The sequence below is a fragment of the Streptomyces sp. HPF1205 genome (assembly GCF_020400825.1).
Classification (GTDB): Bacteria; Actinomycetota; Actinomycetes; order Streptomycetales; family Streptomycetaceae; genus Actinacidiphila.
The window spans coordinates 306554-322719 of the sequence record NZ_JAINVH010000002.1; the positions used below are offsets into that span (position 1 = coordinate 306554).

The following is a 16166-nucleotide window of genomic DNA, read 5'->3' on the forward strand; positions in this document are numbered from 1 at the left end:
GGCCGCCTCAGTCCTTCCGCGGCTCTACGTGGCTGACGTAGCCGACCGGGTCGATCTCGCGCACCTCCACCGACAGGTACGTCTCGTAGTCCGCGGCGGGCGGCAGATACGTGCGCAGCACGTCCAGCGCCGCCTGGCTCAGCCGGGCCTTGACCTCGTCGGTGCGGCCCGCCTTGATCGCGATCTCCACGTGGACGGCCTGCTTCGCGCCCTCCTCCTCGCCGGCGATGACCCACGCGGAGCCCTCGCCCGAAGGGAAGTGGACCCTGCACCCCTCCAGGCGCCCGTCGGCGATCGTGACGACGGCGTCCTGGAGCTGCGCGGCCAGTTCCAGGAGCGGCCGGCCCTCGCCCGAGTCGGCCGGGTTGATCGAGTTGATCGAGTTGATCCCGTCGCTGAACCTTACGGTGATGTGCGGCATGCCCGCAGCCTAGTGCCGTGACCGCGGCGGCGGCACGCCGGTTCCGTACGGTACGGCCGGGGCTCCTGTGGCGTAGTCGCTGGTCACGAGGCCTCGTTCACATTGGGTTAACACAAGGGCAATGGTCGGGAAATCGTCGCTTGCGACCCTGCGATCGGCCCGATCAGCGCTGCTCGGCCGGCACCCGCGACCCCACGTTTCCGCGCAATGAAGGATGGCGTCACCGTGACCTACAAGGCCGAGTACATCTGGATAGACGGCACCAAGCCGACCGCCAAGCTGCGCTCCAAGACGAAGATCATCACCGGCGGCGGCGCGGACCTGCCGGTCTGGGGCTTCGACGGGTCCAGCACCAGCCAGGCCGAGGGCCACGCCTCCGACCGGGTCCTGAAGCCGGTCGCCTCCTACCCCGACCCGATCCGCGGCGGCGACAACCTCCTCGTGCTGTGCGAGGTGCTGGACATCGACGGCACCCCGCACGAGTCCAACACCCGCGCCGCGCTGCGCGAGGTCGCCGAGCGGTACGCGGCGCAGGAGTCGCTGTTCGGCATCGAGCAGGAGTACACCTTCTTCAAGGGCGCGCGCCCGCTGGGCTTCCCCGAGGGCGGCTTCCCCGCCCCGCAGGGCGGCTACTACTGCGGGGTGGGCGCCGACGAGATCTTCGGCCGCGAGGTCGTCGAGAAGCACCTCGACAACTGCCTGGCCGCGGGCCTGTCCATCTCCGGCATCAACGCCGAGGTCATGCCGGGCCAGTGGGAGTTCCAGGTCGGCCCGCTGTCGCCGCTTGAGGTCGCCGACCAGCTCTGGGTGGCCCGCTGGCTGCTGTACCGCACCGCCGAGGAGTTCGGCGTCTCCGCCACCCTCGACCCCAAGCCGGTCAAGGGCGACTGGAACGGCGCGGGCGCGCACACCAACTTCTCCACCAAGGCGATGCGCGAGGACTACAAGGCAATCATCGAGGCCGCCGAGGCGCTCGGCCGCGACGACAAGCCGCTGGAGCACATCAGGAACTACGGGGCCGGCGTCGAGTCCCGCCTGACGGGCGCGCACGAGACCGCGCCCTGGAACAAGTACAGCTACGGCGTCTCCGACCGCGGCGCCTCGGTCCGCATCCCGTGGCAGGTCGAGGTGGACCGGAAGGGCTACATCGAGGACCGTCGCCCGAACGCGAACGTCGACCCGTACGTGGTCACCCGCCTGATCGTGGACACCTGCGCGAGCGCGCTGGAGAAGGCCGGCCTGGTCTGAGCGCGGCACCGCGAACCGGTACGGGAGGGCGCCCGGCGGACTGCCGCCGGGCGCCTTCCCGTCGCTCGCGCGGGGTCAGCCCGCGGTGGTGAACACCGCGACCGTCCGCGCCGGCACGCCGAACGTCCCGGTCGCCGTGTCGTACGTGGAGGTCTTCACGACCCCGTCGGCGCCCGCGGCCTGGACCGGGTGCAGCCGGTAGGGCGTGCCCGCGAGGGCGGCGACCCGCTGGTCCTGGCGCCGCGGCGTGGCGTTGAACACCACCACCAGCCGGCCCAGCCGCATGGTGATCACCCCCGGGGTCTCCTCCGTCCCCGACAGCGGGAACGACAGCCGGCCCTGCACCCGCGCCGCCGTGGTGAGGTGGAAGTCCGGCTCGGCGGTGCGGATGCGCAGCAGGTCCTGGTACGCGGCCGAAGCCCCCTGGATCTGCGCGCAGCCCGGCGTGAGGCCGGGGTCGGTGAGCAGCGGCTTGGCGTACACCCACGTGCTCTGGTTGTCGGGGGCCGGCGGCAGGCCGTGCCCGAAGCCGTTCCCGTCCGCGCAGTTCCAGTGGATCGCGTTGAACCAGTCACCGGAGTCGAAGGAGTTGCGGTCCAGCGACTTCGAGCGCAGCAGGTCCGAGCCGGCCTGGTAGAGCGCCGGGCCCTGGGACAGCGCGCTGACGGCCTCGGCGAGGACCTGCGTACGGGCCCGGTCGGCGGCCGGGGTGCCGGCCGGCAGCTTGTAGGCGAGGGCGTCGTACAGCGACTCGTTGTCGTGCGCGTCCACGTAGGCGAGCGCGTCGCCGGGCGCGTCCGCGTAGCCGGCCGGTGAGCCGTTGTAGTCGACCTGCGCGCCGCTGACCTCCTTGCCGGCCGAGTCGGTGAAGGTGAAGCCCTTGAGGTCGCCGGTCAGGCCGACCTCGATCAGGTCCTGGTAGTGCAGCAGCCGCGCCTTCTGCTCGGCCGGGCTCCCGTTGGCGTTGGACGAGTTGGGGTCGGTGTAGAGGCCCGAGGCGAAGCCCTGCACGCCGGGGTCGGCGTCGAAGGGGCTGCCGCCGCGTACCGCGTCACGGGCCCGGTCGGAGAAGGTGGCGATGCCGGTGCCGGCCATGTTGGCCTGGGTGGCCTGGACGAAGCGGGCGTTGTCGGCGACCTCGCCGAAGTTCCAGCCCTCCCCGTACAGGATGACGTTCTTGCCGTCCACGCCGTCCTTGGCCACGGTCAGCGCGTCCAGCGCCTTGCGGACGGCCAGGATGCCGGCCTTGGGGTGGTGGCCCATGAGGTCGAACCTGAATCCGTCGACCTTGTACTCCTTGGCCCAGGTGACGATCGAGTCCACCACCAGCTTGCCCATCATGGTGTTCTCGGGCGCGGTGTTCGCGCAGCAGGTGGAGTTGGCCACCGAGCCGTCCGGCATCAGCCGCTGGTAGTAGCCGGGCACGATCTTGTCCAGCACCGAGGTGTCGGCCTGCCCGGCGGCGGAGGTGTGGTTGTAGACCACGTCCATCACCACCCGCAGCCCGGCGTCGTTGAGCCCCTGCACCATCCGCCGGAACTCCACGGTCCGGCCGGTGCCGTCCGGGTCCTTCGCGTACGACCCCTCCGGCACGGTGAAGTGGTACGGGTCGTAGCCCCAGTTGTAGGCGTCCTTGGCGGCCGTCCCGGCCACGCACGCCTGCTGCTGGTCGCTGTCGGGGGCGTACGAGGCCAGGTCGCACCCGGGGCTCCGCTGCTCGGCGCTCTTCTCGGGGACGGAGGAGAAGTCGAAGGCGGGCAGCAGGTGGACGTGGGTGATGCCGGCCTTGGCGAGGGCACGCAGGTGGGTCATGCCCGCGGAGGCGGTGTCCGTGAAGGCCGTGTACTTGCCGCGGTCGGCGGCCGGCACGGTCGGGTCGGCGACCGAGAAGTCCCGGATGTGCAGCTCCTGGATCTGGGCCCGGCTCATCGGCACGGCGGCCGGTTTCCGCTGCGTCGCCCACCCCTTCGGCGCGAGCCTCGGGTCGTCGAGGTCCACCAGCAGGCTGCGGGCGGAGTCGGCGGTGAGCGCGACGGAGTACGGGTCGGTCACCTTGTTCACGACGAGCTTTTGCACGCTGGGCGCCCACACGGTCACCTCGTACAGGTACGGCTTCCCGGTCCAGGACCTGGGCCCGGTCACCGACCACACCCCGCTGACGTCGTCGCGGCGCATGGGGACGGTCCTGCCGGCGATGTCCAGGGCGACGCTGTGGGCGGTCGGCGCCCACACCGACAGGGTGGGCCTGCCGCCCGCCCCGAACACCGGGCCGAGCGCGGTGTGCCGCGCGGCATCGGCGTAGACGTCGTCGAGCACACCCTGGGTCTGCACGCCGGTCGCCACCAGCAGGGCCCCGTTGGCGGCCCGCTGGGTGGCGACGACCTGGCCGCGCAGGGCGTCGGTGATCCGGCCCCGGTCACGCGGGTCCACGGTGGCGGCCGTGTAGCCCTTGAGCTGCGGGAACCTGGCGAGTTGGGCGTCGGTGAGACCGCCGGGCACCTGCTCCAGGCGCAACCAGCGGCCCGCGCCGGACAGCGCGCCGTCCTTGACGGTGAGGCCGCCGTCGGCCGCGTACACCAACTGCTGCGAGGCGGACGGCAGTGAGGCCCCGGAAAGGGACGGGGGCCAGGCCACCGTGTAGCGGTCGATCCACTGCGCCTGCGACTTCGTCAGGTCAAGGTCGGCCGCCGACCCCTGCGGCTGGGGCAGGAGGTGCTTCTCGGCCCCGCCCAGCAGCCACACCTCGTGGCCGGAGGAGCGGAAGTCCAGCGACTGGTCGTCGGGCAGGTCCTTGGTGTCGCCCTTGTGGATGATGTAGCTGAGCGAGGTCGCCCCGGCGGCCAGCGGCACCTCGAACACGGCCCCGTAGGAGTCGGTACGGGTCGGCATCAGCGGGCTGAACCAGTCGGTCGGGTTCGCCGCTCCGGTCCACACGTGCAGGCCCCAGCCGGAGTATGTGTGATCGGCCCGGTGGTAGTGGATGACCGCCTTGGTCGTGTCCTGCGGCGGGTACGCGCCGGCCGGCGGGCTGGTGGCGACGTCCGGGCTGCCCTGCTCGACCCACACCTCGCCGGTGGCGGCGAGGTCGATGGAGCGGTCGGCGTCGGTGTCCTTCACGCCGTTCTTGTCGACGACGAGGAAGCCGACGTTGCTCGCGCCCGGTTTGAGCTTGACGTACGCGAAGGCGCCGTAGGCGTCGCGCCCGATGAAGGGGTGGCCGGCCGGCCAGGTGGTGGCCTCGCCGTCGGCGATGTCGCCCCAGGCGTACAGCCCCCAGTCCGCGTAGTTCCCGTCGGTGCGCCGGTAGTGCACGATCGCGTAGTCGCGGCTGACGGCGGTCGGCGGTGCGGTCACCGGCGGGGTGCCGGTGGTGGTCCGCGCCATGGCGTCGGCGGTCCGGCCGGCCGCGTCCACGACGACCGCCTTGTAGCGTACGGGGGTCCCGGCCGGAATCCTGGCGTCAAGGATCTGGGTGACCTTGTACGGGGCGTGGTCCGCCGATCCGAGGACCTGCCACTTGGCGTCGCCGACCTGGGCGGCGAACACCACGCGGTCCGGGCCGCCGCCCGTGACGTCCGCGCTCACCTCGACGGTGCCGGTGGCTCCCTGGGCGGGCGCGGTCAGGGTGAGGGCGGGACCGGCGGCCGGCCGGGGCAGGGGGCGCGCGGCGCGGTAGACCACTGCGCTCAGCGCGGGTACGGACAGGGTCACCCCGGCCTGGTCGCCGGTGGTGGTCACGTCGCCGTCCGCCCCGTAGATGCCCTGGTAGACGGCGCCCTGGGTGTTGCCGGTGGGCACGGTGACGGTGCGGGCCGTGGTGGCGTTGTTGACGGCCACCAGGTAGTCGCCGCCGGTGCGGGTGTCGGTGCGCGAGTACGCGTACACGCCCGGGCCTGTGCCGGGTTCGGCGTAGCGCTCGGTCTGGACGCCGTCGCGCAGCGCCGGGTTGTCCTTGGTGAGGCGGGACAGGGCGGCGATGGCGCGGTAGAGGGGGTGCGTGGGGTCGTAGGAGTCGCTCGCGGCCGTGCGGTCCGTGCCGATCTCGTCGTCGGCGAGGTAGTCGGGGACCTTGGAGGCGAACATGGTCTGGCGGGCGTCCTTGTCGCCGCCGGCGCCGGTGAAGCCCTGCTCGTCGCCGTAGTAGACCACGGGGTTGCCGCGGCCGAGGAACATCAGCGCGTTGGCGAGTTCGTCCCGCTTGAGCAGTTCGGCGTCGCTCGCGCCCGGGTTGTCCTGCTTCAGGAAGGAGCCGATGCGGCCCATGTCGTGGTTGCCGAGGAAGGTGACCTGCTCGTAGGCGTTGGCCTTGCCGGTGGTGTAGCGGTAGTCCTGGGCGTAGACGTCCGCCAGTTTCGAGGGCGGGGCGCCCTGCGAGGCGTAGCCGCGGGCCGCGTCCTGGAACGGGAAGTCGAGCGTGGCGTCCAGCCGCCCCTGCGTGACGTACGGGGAGGTGACCGCCGGGTCGGCGGAGTAGGTCTCGCCGAACATGAAGAAGTTCTTGCGGCCGTGCCGGGCGGCGTACCGGTCGAGGGCGGTGGCCCACTGGGTCCAGAACGGCATGTCGACGTTCTTGACGGTGTCGATCCGGAAGCCGTCGACGGCGTAGTCCCGCACCCAGGTCTCGTAGATCCGCTCCATGCCCTTGACGACCTCGGGACGCTCGGTCCACAGGTCGTCGAGCCCGGAGAAGTCGCCCTGACCGGCGCTCTCGCCGGCGAAAGTGGAGTCGCCGCGGTTGTGGTACATCGTCGGGTCGTTGAGCCAGGCCGGGACCTTGAGGCCGGTCCTGTCCGCGGGGACCGTCGGGGTGCGCGGGAAGGAGGCCGCGGTGACCTTCGGGAACGGCTTGGAGCCGTCGGCGTAGTCGCTGTCGTCGAAGGGCGTGCCGTCCGCGGCGAGGTACGGGAAGGCGCCCTTGGAAAGGTAGTCGTACGTTGCGGGCCGGTACTTGACGACGTCGGCGGTGTGGTTGGTGACGACGTCGAAGAAGACCTTCATGCCTTTGGCGTGGGCGGCGCCGATCAGCGTCCTGAGGTCGTCGTTGGTGCCGAAGTGCGGGTCGACCCGGGTGAAGTCGGTGATCCAGTAGCCGTGGTAGCCGGCCGACGCGTTCGTGCCCGTGCCCTGCACGGGCTGGTTCTTGAAGATCGGCGCCAGCCAGATGGCGGTGGTGCCCAGGCCCTTGATGTAGTCCAGCCTCTGTGTGAGGCCCTTGAGGTCGCCGCCCTGGTAGAAGCCCTTGTCGGTGGGGTCGTAGCCGGTGGTGAGCCGGTCGCCGGCCAGTCCGCCGCGGTCGTTGCCGGTGTCGGCGTTGGCGAAACGATCCGGCAGCAGGAAGTAGAACTGCTCGCGGGTGTCGTCGTGCCGCGCCGGCTGGGCGGCGAGCGCCTTGTCCGACGGGGGCGCGGGGGGCTGCGCGGCGCCGGCCCGCGCGGCGGCGACGGGCACGATGAGCGCGGCGAGCGCGGCGAGCGCGGCGAGCGCCGTCCCCCCGGCGATCCTGGACCGGCGCGTCGCGCGCTCCGGTCGTCCTCTGCGTACGGGCAGCCTGAACTGCAGGGCCACGGGCGGTTCTCCTTGCGGCTGTCCGCCCCCTCGCGACAACGGGGGAACGGTAAAGGGACACCTCCGCGCCCGCCCTCACGCGCCTGAAGCCGGGTGCTCCCCCGGCCTCGGCGCCGGGGTCGTCCGGGAAGGTATCCCCGCGGGCAGCCTTGCAGCAAGACCTTGCAAGGATTTCCACGCCGGCCGCCCAACCGTCCCGCCGAACCCGATGAGCGGGCCCGGCAGTTGAGACGGCCCCACCCCTGGGCCTCGCCGGCGGACCCGCGCGCACCGCTCCCTTTCGCCACCGCCTCACGGCCCGTCAAGACGCCGACGAGATCGCGCGGCTCATGAGCGCCCGCCGCGCGGGATGCTCGGGGCTGCCCGGTGAGCCTCACGCGCGTGCGTCGTGCGGGTCCTCGGCGCATACGGCCCAGACGATCTTCCCGGGCCCTTTCCGGTCGCCGACCCCCCAATTCCCGCGCGTCAGGATGTCGACCAGGGCCAGACCACGCCCCGACTCGGAGGTCGCGCACACCTCTTGGCGTTCCGGTCTCCTGCCGGCATCGGCGTCGTGCACCTCGATCCGCACCCCGCGCTCCAGTCGCTCCAGGCGTGTGGCGATCAGGCGGCCGTACGGCGGGTGTGCGTGGGCGATCGCGTTGGTCACCAGCTCGGAGACGGTCGCGGGGGTCCTGCGCACGGGCACCGTTCTCGCCCAAGGCGAGACGATGACCGTCACGGCGGCCGATCTGATCCAGCCGCCGAGGTACGTTCAGGAGATCTTCGACCTCGACGACGGCCTGCCCGTCGTCCGCCGCCAGTGGCACACCGGACGCGGCAACCAGCGGCTCCTGTTGGCGGTCACCTGGTATCCGGGGCACTTCGCGGGCCTGGTCCCCGAGTTGCTGTCCACCGCCCCCAGCAAGGGTTCGGGCCTGCTCCTCCGGCTCCAGGCGGCCACCGGGCGCAGGCCCAGGAACGGCCGCGACGACATGCACGGGCGGGAGGCCGATGCCCGGGAGGCGAACTTCCTCGGCCTGCGTACCGGCTCACCGATTCTCGCCGGCGCCCATCGACTCTGGGACGATCAGGGAGTCATCGAGTACGGAGAGTGGTGCCTCCCCTACCGACTCGTCGTCGGCTACGAATACACCCTCGGCGCCTCTCTCCGGAGATGCGCTGAGCCCTGCGACCGGCCCGGCCCCGATCGCGAACCCAGGGGGCGCCCCCGTGCGGGGGTGCCCCCTGGGTGTTCCCGGGGGGAGCCCGTGGATGCCGGGGTGGTGCAAGGAATTGCAGGGGTCGATGGGGCGGAGCCCCGCCCGCAGGTGTCCGGTAGCGGGTGGTTCGCGGGGGTTCGGGGGGCCTCGGCGCCCCGTGGAAACGGGAACGTCACATCTCGGTGACCGCGCAGAAAGTCCCTTGCAACCTCTTTCGCAAGACATTGCATCGCTGTTACGGTCCTGCCCAGCCCGAGCCGATGGAGCTGGATCGGGGCGAACCGATCAGGGTCGACGGGCACTTCCCTCAGCAAGGAGTACAGGTATGCGACGCGGCATATCCGCCGTGGCTATGGCCGCGGCCATCGTTCTCGGGGTCACCGCTTGCGGCGGTGGCAGTGGCAGTGGCAGCGGCGACAAGAGCGACGGTGGAGGCAGCGCGAAGGACCCCGCCTCGGTCGCCGGCACGATCACGTACTGGGACACCTCCGACGCCAAGAACGAGGCCCCGGAGTACCAGGCCCTCATCAAGGACTTCGAGGCGAAGTACCCCAAGATCAAGGTCAACTACCAGAACGTGGACTTCACCACGGTGGAGCAGAAGTTCAAGGCGGCGGCGCAGAGCGGCAAGGGCGCGCCGGACGTGATCCGCACCGACGTCGGTCTGATCCCGGAGTACGCCTCGCTGCACTACATCGCCCCGCTGGACGGCACGGCCGCCATGAGCGAGACCCAGGACTTCCTGCCCGGGCCGATGAACACCACGAAGTACGACGGCAAGACGTACGGCGTGCCGTCGGTGACCGACACCCTCGGCCTGCTCTACAACAAGGACATCTTCGCCAAGGCCGGGATCACCAAGCCGCCGGCCACCTGGGACGAGCTGATCGCGGACTCGGCGACCATCAAGCAGAAGGTGCCGGGCGTCGCGGGCACCTACGTCAACCCCGACTCGTACTTCCTGTTCCCGCTGCTGTTCGGGGAGGGGGCGGACCTCGCCGACCCGGCGGCGAAGAAGGTGACGATCAACTCGCCCGAGGCCGTCAAGGCGGTCACCGAGGCGAAGAAGATCTACGACACCTCCTCGCTGAAGGTGGACTTCGCCAGCGCGTACGACAACATGCAGACCTCGTTCAAGACCGGCAAGGTCGCGATGCTGGTCCAGGGCCCGTGGTCGGTGAGCGACGACCTGACCGGCTCGGCGTTCAAGGGCAAGGAGTCCAACCTCGGGTACGCCCCGGTGCCGGCCGGCTCCAGCGGCAAGGCGCTCGCCCCGACCGGCGGCCACGACCTGGCGGTCTACCAAGGCTCGAAGAACCTCGACGCCGCCTACCTGTTCACGCAGTTCATGACCTCCTCCAGCAGCCAGCAGCAGATCGCCCTGAAGAACGGCACCCTGCCGACCCGCGCCTCGGCCTACACCCCCGAGGTGCTCAAGGACCCGAAGATCGCCGGCTTCAAGCCGATCATGGACACCGCCCGGCCGCGGGTGGCGCTGCCGCAGGTGGGCAGCCTGTTCACGCCGCTGCAGCAGGAGTACATCAAGATCCTCCAGGGCCAGACCTCGGTCCAGGCCGGCCTCGACGCCGCCGCCAAGGAGTTCGGCAAGCTGCTGCCGGGCTACACCGTCCAGTAGCCGCGACCGCACAGTTCCGGGCCGGCCGGCCGGAGCCCCCGTGCCGCCTGATACGGGCGGGGGCCCACGCGCCCGGCCGGCCGGTCCGGTCAGCCCCGCGGACGACCCCGAGAGCCGCCGAGAAGCCGCCGAGAAGAACCCGAGAAGAGCCGAGGAGCGATGACCACCGCCACCATGGAAGAACCCGTACGGGAGCCGGCCCGCCCGCCGCGCGCCCGGCGGGGCCCGCTGCCGTCGATCCGGCGGTCATGGGACAAGTACTGGTACGCCTGGGCGATGGTGGCCCCGGTCGTCATCGTGATCGCCGTCCTGGTGCTCTACCCGCTCGGGTACGGCGTCTACCTGTCGTTCACCAACGCCAATGAGGCGAACGTCGCCAAGAACATCGGCGCCTTCCACGTCGGCGCCACGTACCACTTCGTCGGCCTGCACAACTACTGGCAGATCCTCTCCGGCAAGGACGGCGACTTCTACCCGCGGCTGGAGTGGACGGCGATCTGGACCGTGAGCTGCGTGGCCATCACGTACTCCCTCGGTCTCGCGATGGCGATGCTGCTCAACCGGCCGGTGCGGGGGCGGTTGTTCTACCGGCTGGCGCTGATCCTGCCGTGGGCGGTCCCGGCGTTCATCGGCGTGTTCGCCTGGCGGCTGATGTTCAACTCGCAGTACGGCGTGTTCAACGACATCATCACCAAGGCCGGGCTGCCGGCCCAGGACTGGCTGGGCACGCCGTTCGCCCAGAAGATCGCCGTGATCATCGTGAACGTCTGGTGCGGTGTGCCGTTCATGATGGTCGCCAACCTGGGCGGTCTGCAGGCCATCCCGGGCGAGCTGTACGAGGCCGCCGAGATGGACGGGGCCTCGCCGCTGCAGCGGTTCGCCAACGTCACCCTGCCCGGGCTGCGGCCGGTGACCAGCACGGTGATCCTGCTGTCCACGGTGTGGACGTTCAACATGTTCCCGATCATCTACCTGCTGCTGGGCAACAACACCACGGGTGACACGGACATCCTGGTGACCTACGCCTACCGCAAGGCCTTCACGGGGGTGTCCGACTACTCGGGCGCCGCCAGCTACGGCATCGTCATCCTTCTCATCCTGGTGGCCTTCTCCACGTTCTACCGCCGCCAGTTGAAGACGCAGGACTAGGAGCCCTCGATGAGCGCCACGACTCAGCGCGGCTCCGCGGCCGCGCCCGCCCGCACCCGCGGCCTCTCCCGTACCGCCGACCGGCCCCGCCGCCACCGGGGGCGGGGCGAACGAAGCCCGGGCGCGTCCATCGCCCTGCACGCGGCGCTGCTCGGCGCCAGCGCGGTCGCCGCCTTCCCGGTGCTGTGGATCGTCTTCATCTCGCTCGGCCCGGACACCGCGTGGCAGCAGCCCGGCGAGGTGGCCCACCACCTCGGGCTCGCCAACTACCGGTTCGTACTGCTGCACAGCCACTTCCCGCGCTGGATGCTCAACTCGGTGATCGTGGCCGCGGCCACCACCGTGCTGGGCGTGCTGATCGCGGCGAGTTCGGGCTACGCGATCTCCAGGATGCGCTTCCCCGGCCACAAGTCGCTGATGTGGACCTTCCTGCTGACCCAGATGTTCCCGGTCGCCGTGCTGATGGTGCCGCTGTACAACCTGCTGGCCCGGCTGAACCTGATCGACACCTACGTCGGGCTGATCCTGGTGTACTGCACCATCGCGGTGCCGTTCTGCGCCTGGATGCTCAAGGGGTACTTCGACACCATCCCCAAGGAGATCGACGAGGCGGGCCGGGTCGACGGCCTGACCCCGTTCGGCACCTTCTGGCGGCTGGTGGTGCCGCTCGCCCGGCCGGGCCTGGCGGTCACCGCGTTCTACACCTTCCTGACCGCGTGGGGCGAGGTCGCGTACTCCAGCCAGTTCATGTCCGAGCGCCACTACACGCTGGCCGCCGGCATCGGCACCTTCGCCTCCAGCGAGCGGGCCAACTGGGGCGCGATGACCGCCGCTTCCGTCCTCATCGCCGTGCCCGCCGCGGTCGTCTTCCTGCTCGTCCAGAAGCACCTGGTGACCGGCCTGACGGCCGGCGGCACCAAGGGCTGACAACCCCGCTTCCGCACACCCATAAGGGAATCCATGAGCCAGCACCTCTCCGACGCGCCCAGCTCCGCCGTCGCTCCCGACGCCGCCGCGGCCCCGGACGCCGCCGTCGACGCCGCTGCCGCAGCCGACGCCGAGCGCAGAGACTGGTGGCGCGAGGCGGTCATCTACCAGGTGTACCCGCGCAGTTTCGCCGACGGGAACGGTGACGGCATGGGCGACCTGCCGGGCATCACCGGCAGGCTGCCGTACCTGCGCGACCTCGGGGTGGACGCGGTGTGGCTGTCGCCGTTCTACGCCTCGCCGCAGGCCGACGCGGGCTACGACGTGGCCGACTACCGGGCGGTCGACCCGATGTTCGGCAACCTGACGGACGCCGACGACCTGGTGCGGGCCGCGCACGGGCTGGGCCTGCGGGTGATCGTGGACGTGGTGCCCAATCACTGCTCCGACCAGCACGAGTGGTTCAAGCAGGCGCTGCGCGGCGGCCCGGGCTCGGACTTCCGCGGGCGGTTCCACTTCCGGCCCGGCAAGGGCGTGCGCGGCGAACTCCCGCCGAACGACTGGGAGTCCATCTTCGGCGGCCCGGCGTGGACCAGGACCACGAACCCCGACGGCACGCCGGGCGAGTGGTACCTGCACCTGTTCGCCCCCGAGCAGCCGGACTTCAACTGGGACCACCCGGCGGTGCACGAGGAGTTCCGCTCGGTGCTGCGGTTCTGGCTGGACCTGGGCGTGGACGGGTTCCGGATCGACGTGGCGCACGGGCTGGTGAAGGCCGACGGACTGCCCGACATCGGGCACGCCGAGCAGCTCTCGCTGCTGGGGTCGGCGCCCATGCCCTACTTCGACCAGGACGGCGTGCACGAGATCTACCGCGGCTGGCGGCGGATCCTGGACGAGTACGGGGCCGAGCGCATCGCGGTGGCCGAGGCGTGGACGCCGACCATCGAGCGGGCCGCGCTCTACCTGCGCCCGGACGAGCTGCACCAGGCGTTCAACTTCGAGTACCTGGGCACGGCGTGGGACGCGGCGGCGCTGCGCCGCGTCATCGACTCGTCGCTGACCGCCATGGGCGCGGTGGGCGCCCCCGCCACCTGGGTGCTGTCCAACCACGACGTGACCCGGCACGCCACCCGCTTCGGCAACCCGCCGGAGCTCGGTACGCAGCAGCGCGTGCCGGGCGACCGGCGGCTGGGGCTGCGGCGGGCCCGCGCGGCCACGCTGCTGATGCTCGCGCTGCCCGGCTCGGCGTACCTCTACCAGGGCGAGGAGCTGGGCCTGCCGGACGTGACCGACCTGCCCGACGAGGTGCGGCAGGACCCCTCGTTCTTCCGCGCGGCGGGGCAGGACGGCTTCCGCGACGGGTGCCGTGTGCCGATCCCCTGGTCGGGCAGCGAGCCGCCGTACGGCTTCGGGCCGGTGCCCGGCGGCCCGAGCTGGCTGCCGCAGCCGGCGCAGTGGGCGGAGCTGAGCGTCGAGGCGCAGACCGGCGACCCGGACTCCACCCTTGAGCTGTACCGCTCGGCGCTGGCGGTGCGCCGGGAGCACCCGGCGCTGGGCGCGGGGCGCGCCGTGGAGTGGCTGGACGCCCCCGAGGGCGTGCTGGTCTTCCGCCGCGAGGGCCCGGCCGGCGAGGGCTTCGTCTGCACGGTCAACCTCACCGGGGAGCCGGTGGCGCTGCCGAGGCCGGGACGGCCGCTGCTGAGCAGCGCGCCGGACGCGGTGGCGGACACCGCCGCCGAGGCTTCCGCGGCCACGTCCGCGGGCACGTCCGCAAACCCCTCCGCAGGCACTTCCGCGGACGGCGGCGGGGCCGGTACGGCGGCGGTCGGGTCCGGTTCTGGCGCCACCGTCACGATCGCCGGGGACACGGCAATTTGGTGGGCGATCTGACGTGGTGGCCTTCCGTCCCCTAGCATCCGGTGCTGTGACCGCGCGGCTCGCTGACATCGCAGCACAGGCGGGGGTCAGTGAGGCGACCGTCAGCCGGGTCCTCAACGGCAAGCCGGGGGTTTCCGCGACCACCCGCGAATCCGTGCTGGCCGCTCTCGACCTCCTGGGGTACGAGCGGCCGGTGCGGCTGCGCCAGCGCAGCGCCGGCCTGGTCGGTCTGATCACCCCCGAACTGCAGAACCCGATCTTCCCGGCCTTCGCCCAGATCATCGGGCAGGCGCTGACCCGGCAGGGCTACACACCGGTGCTGGCCACCCAGACGCCCGGCGGCTCCACCGAGGACGAGCTGGTCGAGATGCTGGTGGAGCGGGGGGTGGCCGGGATCATCTTCGTCTCCGGCCTGCACGCCGACTCCACCGCCGACACCGAGCGGTACGCCAGGCTGCACGGCCAGGGCGTGCCGTTCGTCCTGATCAACGGCTTCTCGGAGAAGATCGACGCACCCTTCGTCTCACCCGACGACTGCGCCGCGGTCCGGCTCTCGGTCACCCATCTGGCCGCGCTCGGGCACCGCAGAATCGGTTTGGCGGTCGGGCAGAAGCGTTTCGTCCCCGTCCAGCGCAAGATCGAGGGGTTCATCGCGTCGATGGGCGACATCCTCGGGCTGGCCGAGGAGGAGGCGCGGGCGCTGATCCGGCATTCGCTGTTCACCCTGGAGGGTGGTCTTGCGGCGGCCGGCGAGCTGATCGCGGCCGGCTGCACGGCCGTGGTCTGCGCCTCGGACATGATGGCGCTCGGCGCGATCAGGTCGGCGCGCCAGCGCGGCCTGTCGGTGCCCGGCGACGTGTCCGTGGTGGGCTTCGACGACTCCCCGCTGATCGCGTTCACCGACCCGCCGCTGACCACGATCCGGCAGCCGGTGGACGCGATGAGCCAGGCCGCGGTGCGCGCGCTGCTGGAGGAGATCGCGGGCACGCCGGCGCCGCACAGCGAGTTCATGTTCCTGCCGGAACTGGTGGTCAGGGGCTCGACGGCGGCGGCGCCCGCCGAGCCGGCCGCGAAGCTCCCCGCCCAGCCCGCCTCCTCCTCCGGGAGGAGCGGCGACGTGGCGGATACGCCAGGGGTCTGATCGAAACGGCAGCGTACTTCTGGCAGACTGGTGTCCTATGGGGGACCCGACCGCTGACACGATGAAGGGCCGTTCGGCCAACCGGTCGCACTCCGCCCGTACCGAGGGGGCCGGCGCCGGGGAGGGCACCGGGCAGCCGACCGCCGCCGGGCCGCGGGGACGGCGTGAGCTGCTCAGGCCGCGGGTCCTGCTGACCCGCTTCCGCACCCCGCGCCACCCCAAGCTCTGGTTCGAGATCGTGCTGATCGGCGTGAGCTACTGGGTGTACTCGCTGATCCGCAACGCGGTGCCGGAGGAGCGGCGGACGGCGCTGCGGCACGCCGCGGACGTCTGGTCCCTGGAGAGCCACCTCGGTCTGAACGTGGAGCGCTCGATCAACCACGCGATCAACAAGGTCGACTGGCTGATCGTGGGGATGAACTACTACTACGCCACCTTGCACTTCATCATGACCATCGGGGTGCTGGTGTGGCTGTACGTGAAGCATCCCGGCCGGTACGGTCCGGCCAGGCTGGTGCTGTTCGTGACCACCTGGCTGGCCCTGGTCGGCTTCTGGGCGTTCCCGCTGGCGCCGCCGCGCCTGATGACGGGCGGCCACTTCATCGACACCGTGCTGGTGCACCGCACCTGGGGCTCGATGTCCCAGGGCAGCCTGTCGCAGGTGTCCAACCAGTACGCGGCCATGCCGTCGATGCACATCGGCTGGTCGCTGTGGTGCGGCATCACCATCGTCACGCTGGCCAAACCGCTGTGGGTGCGGATCCTGGGCGCCCTGTACCCGGTGGCGACGCTCCTGGTCATCATCTCGACCGCCAACCACTTCTGGATGGACGCGATCGGGGGCGCGCTGTGCCTGGCCGTCGGCTACACGGTGGCGTACCTCGCGTACGGACGGTGGGCCTACCGGCTCCCGGTCGCGCCGGCGGCCGAGTCGGCCACGGCGTCGCTGCCGCAGAAGTGACCGGCCGGCGGGCCCGTGCGGCCCGCCCGTGAGCC

General features: G+C 71.3%; 11 protein-coding genes. 8 read left to right on the forward strand and 3 right to left on the reverse strand.

The genetic code is table 11. From position 1 onward, the window contains the following. Positions 1-7: 7 nt before the first annotated feature. Entirely contained in the window at positions 8-421 is a 414-nt protein-coding gene (locus tag K7G61_RS03625; protein ID WP_225845090.1) for a 5-carboxymethyl-2-hydroxymuconate Delta-isomerase, read from the reverse strand. A gap of 225 nt (positions 422-646) precedes the next feature. Here K7G61_RS03625 and glnII point away from each other — a divergent pair, with 225 nt between their 5' ends. Continuing rightward, a complete protein-coding gene (gene glnII, locus K7G61_RS03630) occupies positions 647-1669 on the forward strand; it encodes a glutamine synthetase (protein ID WP_225845091.1) in 1023 nt (340 codons plus the stop codon). A 75-nt stretch (positions 1670-1744) separates the two neighbouring features. On the opposite strand, the gene pulA is transcribed toward glnII, so the two are convergent. Together pulA and K7G61_RS03640 are read right to left on the reverse strand one after the other, a co-directional pair. Further along, entirely contained in the window at positions 1745-7234 is a 5490-nt protein-coding gene (gene pulA, locus K7G61_RS03635) for a pullulanase-type alpha-1,6-glucosidase (RefSeq protein ID WP_374204038.1), read from the reverse strand. 373 nt (positions 7235-7607) lie between these two features. Continuing rightward, a complete protein-coding gene (locus tag K7G61_RS03640) occupies positions 7608-7916 on the reverse strand; it encodes an ATP-binding protein (RefSeq protein ID WP_225845092.1) in 309 nt (102 codons plus the stop codon). Positions 7917-7944: 28 nt separating this feature from the next. On the opposite strand from K7G61_RS03640, the gene K7G61_RS03645 reads away from it, so the two are divergent. The 7 genes from K7G61_RS03645 to K7G61_RS03675 all read left to right on the forward strand — a co-directional run bounded on the left by K7G61_RS03645 (position 7945) and on the right by K7G61_RS03675 (position 16131). After that, a complete protein-coding gene (locus K7G61_RS03645; RefSeq protein ID WP_225845093.1) occupies positions 7945-8622 on the forward strand; it encodes a UTRA domain-containing protein in 678 nt (225 codons plus the stop codon). Between the two features lie 139 nt (positions 8623-8761). Then, positions 8762-10072: an extracellular solute-binding protein gene (locus K7G61_RS03650; protein WP_225845094.1), complete on the forward strand. Its 1311-nt coding sequence runs from the start codon at positions 8762-8764 to the stop codon at positions 10070-10072. A gap of 159 nt (positions 10073-10231) precedes the next feature. Further along, entirely contained in the window at positions 10232-11221 is a 990-nt protein-coding gene (locus tag K7G61_RS03655; protein ID WP_374204039.1) for a carbohydrate ABC transporter permease, read from the forward strand. 9 nt (positions 11222-11230) lie between these two features. Then, a complete protein-coding gene (locus K7G61_RS03660) occupies positions 11231-12148 on the forward strand; it encodes a sugar ABC transporter permease (RefSeq protein WP_225845095.1) in 918 nt (305 codons plus the stop codon). A gap of 33 nt (positions 12149-12181) precedes the next feature. Next, positions 12182-14041 (forward strand): glycoside hydrolase family 13 protein, encoded by a 1860-nt coding sequence (locus K7G61_RS03665; RefSeq protein WP_225845096.1) that lies wholly within the window; start codon positions 12182-12184, stop codon positions 14039-14041. Between the two features lie 34 nt (positions 14042-14075). Next, positions 14076-15170, forward strand: coding sequence for a LacI family DNA-binding transcriptional regulator (locus K7G61_RS03670; RefSeq protein ID WP_225845097.1), 1095 nt, complete (start codon positions 14076-14078; stop codon positions 15168-15170). A gap of 37 nt (positions 15171-15207) precedes the next feature. Further along, on the forward strand, positions 15208-16131 hold the full coding sequence (locus K7G61_RS03675; RefSeq protein ID WP_225845098.1) for a phosphatase PAP2 family protein: 924 nt from the start codon (positions 15208-15210) through the stop codon (positions 16129-16131). The last annotated feature ends 35 nt before the right edge of the window (positions 16132-16166 follow it).